General features: G+C 74.7%; 2 protein-coding genes. One reads left to right on the top strand and one right to left on the bottom strand.

Annotation, left to right across the window (positions count from 1 at the left end; translation table 11 throughout):
* On the bottom strand, nucleotides 1–4065 hold a 4065-nt coding region (locus KBX08_RS32240), incomplete at its 3' end, for a DEAD/DEAH box helicase (protein WP_210787531.1).
* A gap of 178 nt (nucleotides 4066–4243) precedes the next feature.
* Here KBX08_RS32240 and KBX08_RS32235 point away from each other — a divergent pair.
* Entirely contained in the window at nucleotides 4244–4630 is a 387-nt protein-coding gene (locus tag KBX08_RS32235) for a hypothetical protein (protein ID WP_210787530.1), read from the top strand.
* Nucleotides 4631–4652 lie beyond the last annotated feature (22 nt).

Genomic DNA, 4652 nt, shown 5'->3' with positions numbered 1-4652 from the left:
CCGCTCCAACAGCAGGTCGGCGAGCGCGGCGGCGCGCCGGGTCGGGTCGAGGTCCCGATCCGGGAGACGTGACCAGCGGCCGGCGACCGTCGGCGGGCCACCCCGGGTCGGCAGCGCCACCCGACCGGGCCGCCGGTAACGGGTGCGGGGCGCGGACGGCCGCGAGCGGTGCGCGCCGCCGGCGCCGAGCACCGCTCGCAGCGGGGCGAGGGTGTCGTTGCTGAGGTGCCCGGCCCAGACCAGGTCCCAGATCACCCCGGTCAACGCGGCGTCGTCGGTCGAGCCGACCCGGTCGGCCAGCGGGCGGAAGAAGAGCGCCTGCCCGTCGCCGAGCGCGTCGAGCACCGCGTCGTGCAGCGGGGTACGGGTCAACGCCTCGTCGGGCGGCGGGAGCAGCAGCGGCGCGGCGTCCGCGTACGCCAGGGTGACCCAGCCGTCGCCCCCGGAGATCGCGCCCGAACCCGCCCAGAGCACCTCCCCGCTGGCACACAGCTCGTCGAGTTGGGCGGGGGAGTAGTCCGCGACCCGGGCGGGCAGCACCAACCGCTCCAGCGCGGACGCCGGCACCGCGGTGCCCTGCAACTGCTCCACGGTGGCGGCGAGCGCCTCCACACCTCGGGCGGACGAGCCGACCTGCTGCCAACGCGGCAGGAACGTCGCCAGCGCCCGGGGCGGCACCGGCTCGATCTCCCGGCGCAGCGCGGCGAGGGAGCGGCGGCGCAGCATCCGCAGCACCTCGGCGTCGCACCACTGGGCGCCGGCCGAATCCGGGGTGAACTCCCCGGAGACCACCCGCCCGGTGGCGCCGAGCCGGCGCAGCGCCTGCTCGACGACGAACACGCCCAACCCGAAGCGGGCCGCGCAGCTGGCCGCGGCGAACGGCCCGTGGGTGCGGGCGTAGCGGGCCACCAGGTCACCGAGCGGGTCGGCCACCGGGGCGAGGTACGCCTCGGCCACCCCCATCGGCAGCGCCACGCCGAGGGCGTCGCGCAGACGGGCCGCGTCCTCGACGCCCACCCAGCGCTGCTCGCCCGCGATCCGGACCCGCAGCACCCGGCGGGTGGCCTCCAGCTCGCTGAGCCACGTCTCCGGCACACCCCGCTCGGTCAACTCGGCGTCGCTCAGGTCACCGAGCACCCGCAGCAGCTCGACGACGTCCTCGGCGTCGCGGGGGCGGCGCTGCTCGGTCAGCCACCGCAGCTGCCGGTCGGTCTCGGTGAGCACCGCCGGGTCGAGCAACTCCCGCAGGTCGACCCGGCCGAGCAGCTCGCCGAGGAGCGTGGAGTCGAGGGCCAGTGCGGCGGCGCGGCGCTCGGCCAGCGGGGCGTCGCCCTCGTAGAGGAACGCGCCGACGTAGCCGAAGAGCAGCGACCGCGCGAACGGCGACGGCGCGCTGGTCTCCACCTCGACCAGCCGCACCTTGCGGGTGGCCAGGTCGCGCATCAACCCGGCCAGCGCCGGCTGGTCGAAGACGTCCTGGAGGCACTCCCGGGCAGCCTCCAGGGTGACCGGGAAGTCCGCGTACTCGCGGGCGACGTCGAGCAGTTGCGCGGCGCGTTGCCGTTGCTGCCAGAGCGGCTGGCGGCGGCGCGGGTCGCGGCGCGGTAACAGCAGGGACCGGGCGGCGCACTCCCGGAAACGGGCGGCGAAGAGGGCGGACGTGCCGACCGACTCCTCCACGAGCTGGGTGATCTCGTCGGGCTCGAAGACCACCACATCGGCGCCGGGAGGCTCGTCGGCGGTGTCCGGAAGTCGCACCACGATGCCGTCGTCGGAGGGCATCACCTGGGCGTCCACCCCGTACCGCTCGGCCAGCCGGCGGCCCACCGCGAGGGCCCACGGCCCGTTGACCCGGGCACCGAGCACGCTGTGCACGGCCAGCCGCCAGTCACCCAGCTCGTCGCGGAACCGCTCGACCACGACAGTGCGGTCGTCGGGCAACGAGCGGGTGGCCTCGCGCTGCTCGCGCAGGTAGGCCATCAGGTTGCCGGCGGCCCAGTCGTCCAGCCCGCCGTCGCGCAGCGCGGCCAGGGCGGCCTCGTCGGTCTGGCGCAGCAGGGTGCGCACCCGGGCGCCGATGGCCCGGCCCAGCTCCACCGGCCGACCCAGCTGGTCGCCCTTCCAGAACGGCATGCGCGCGGCCTGCCCCGGGGCGGGCGAGACCAGCACCCGGTCCGGAGTGATCTCCTCGATCCGCCAGGAGGAGGAGCCGAGCAGGAAGACGTCGCCGACCCGGGACTCGTAGACCATCTCCTCGTCCAGCTCGCCGACCCGGGCGGCCCGTTCGGCGCCGGCCAGGAAGACCCCGAACAGGCCCCGGTCGGGGATCGTGCCGCCACTGGTCACCGCGAGGCGTTGCGCTCCCTGGCGGCCGGTGAGCAGGTCGGTGGCCCGGTCCCAGACCAGCCGGGGGCGCAGCTCGGCGAATGCCGTGGACGGATAGCGGCCGGAGAGCATGTCGAGCACCGCGTGCAGCGCCGAGTCGGGCAGCTCGGCGAAGGGCGCGGCCCGGCGGACCAGCACGGCCAGGTCGCCGAGCGTCCACGGCTCCAGCGCCACCATCGCGACGATCTGCTGGGCCAGCACGTCCAGTGGGTTGCGCGGGTAGTGCAGCTCTTCGATGGCACCGGCGGTCATCCGCTCGGCGACCACCGCGCAGGAGAGCAGGTCACCGCGGTGCTTGGGGAAGACCACCCCCCGCGAGACCGCGCCCACCTGGTGCCCGGCCCGGCCGACGCGTTGCAGGCCGGCGGCCACGCTGGGCGGCGCCTCGATCTGCACCACCAGGTCGACCGCGCCCATGTCGATGCCCAGCTCCAGGCTGGAGGTGGCCACCACCGCCGGGAGCTGACCAGACTTGAGCGCCTCCTCGATGTGCTTGCGCTCCTCCCGGGAGACGCTGCCGTGGTGGGCGCGGGCGATCACGGGCGCCGCGCCGGTGGCCGCGCCGGACTGGGCCATCACCTCGGCCGGCGGCCGGTTGCGCAGCGGACCGGCGGGGCCACCCCACAGCTGCGCGCCGGACGCCCTGTCGTCGTCGCCCGCCGGGTCGTCGCCGGCCGGCAACCCCTCCGGTACGCCGATAGCGCCCTCGCCCGACGCGGATGCGGCGACCGCCTCGGCTGCCAGCTCGTTGAGCCGGGCGCAGAGGCGCTCGGCACTGCGCCGGGAGTTGGTGAAGACGATTGTCGAGCGGTGCTGCCCGATGAGGGTGAAGACCCGTTCCTCCACGGCCGGCCAGATCGACGCCCGGCGTGGCCCGGGGCCGCCGAGGTCGTCCTCCGGTGGTTGCTCCTGCTCGTCCAGGCGGGTCATGTCCTCCACCGGGACCTGCACGCTGACCTCGATGGTCTTCGGGGTGGCCGGCTGCACCACGTCGACCGGGCGGGCGCCGCCGAGGAACTGCGCACAGGCGTCGATCGGCCGGACGGTGGCCGAGAGGCCGATGCGCTGCGCCGGGGCGGGCAGCAGCTCGTCGAGGCGTTCGAGGGAGAGCGCGAGGTGGGCGCCGCGTTTGCTGCCGGCCACCGCGTGCACCTCGTCGACGATCACCGTCTGGACGCCGCGCAGCGAGTCGCGAGCCGCGGACGTGAGCAGTAGGAACAGCGACTCGGGCGTGGTGATGAGGATGTCCGGCGGAGTGCGGGCGAAGGCTCGTCGCTCGTCGGCGGGCGTGTCGCCGGTGCGCATGCCGACGGTGATGTCGGGCGGTGCGACGCCCAGCCGGGTGGCCGCCTGCCGGATGCCGGCCAGCGGGGCGCGCAGGTTGCGCTCCACGTCCACGGCGAGGGCCTTGAGCGGGCTGACGTAGAGCACGCGGCACCGTTGGCGGGCCTCGGCCGGTGCTGGCTCGCGGGCGAGTCGGTCCAGTGACCAGAGGAAGGCCGCGAGCGTCTTGCCCGAGCCGGTGGGTGCCACCACGAGCGCGTTGCGGCCGGCGGCGACCGATCGCCAGGCGCCGGTCTGCGCGGCGGTCGGGGCTGCGAAGGCGTTGTCGAACCAGGCGCGGGTGGCCGGGCCGAACCCGGCCAGCACCGCGCCGGCGTCTGCGTCTGCCCCGGTCACCGGTCCATCGTGCCCCGCCGGTCCGACATCCACGAGCGACCTCTCGACGGAATGGACCGGCAAGAAGCAAAAAGCGTGGAACGTGCGCTTAATACGTTAAGTCTCACTTAACTGCTTGCTTCTAAGGAGCAACATAAAGTAACTTCACTCGCAACGCGAACCGGGGTGAGGGGGTTTGATGGCCGGCGAGCAGCACACCGTCGAACCGGGCACCGACGTGCTGATTCGCAAGGTCGACAGCCACCTCGCCGCGCTCCGCGCCGGCCTGCACGGCCCCGAGCTCGAGCTCGCCGAACGCCTCGCCCACTGCCTGCGCGAGATGGTTCTCTGTACCGCCCAGGCCAGCGCCGCCGACCGGGGTCAGGTCCGCGTTGCCGTGCACTACTTCGTGCTCCGTCGCGAGAGCCGTGGCCGCCTGCTGGCGGTGCGGTCGCTGACCGCCGCCGAGCGGGTGGTCGACCGGGTCGCCCGCCAGCTCGGCCGCCTCGACCTGCTGGCCGAGCTACGCCGCGACCGGTCCACCCCCGACGACGCGCAACCCCTCAACAAAGCCCTGCTGCGCTAACGCCGCTCAGCCTCCCCTCCCG

Origin of the sequence: Micromonospora sp. H61, from assembly GCF_018070325.1 — a bacterium.
Taxonomy (GTDB): Bacteria; Actinomycetota; Actinomycetes; order Mycobacteriales; family Micromonosporaceae; genus Micromonospora; species Micromonospora salmantinae.
The sequence above is the reverse complement of the archived record's forward strand: the minus strand, read 5'-3'. Positions and strand labels throughout refer to the sequence as shown.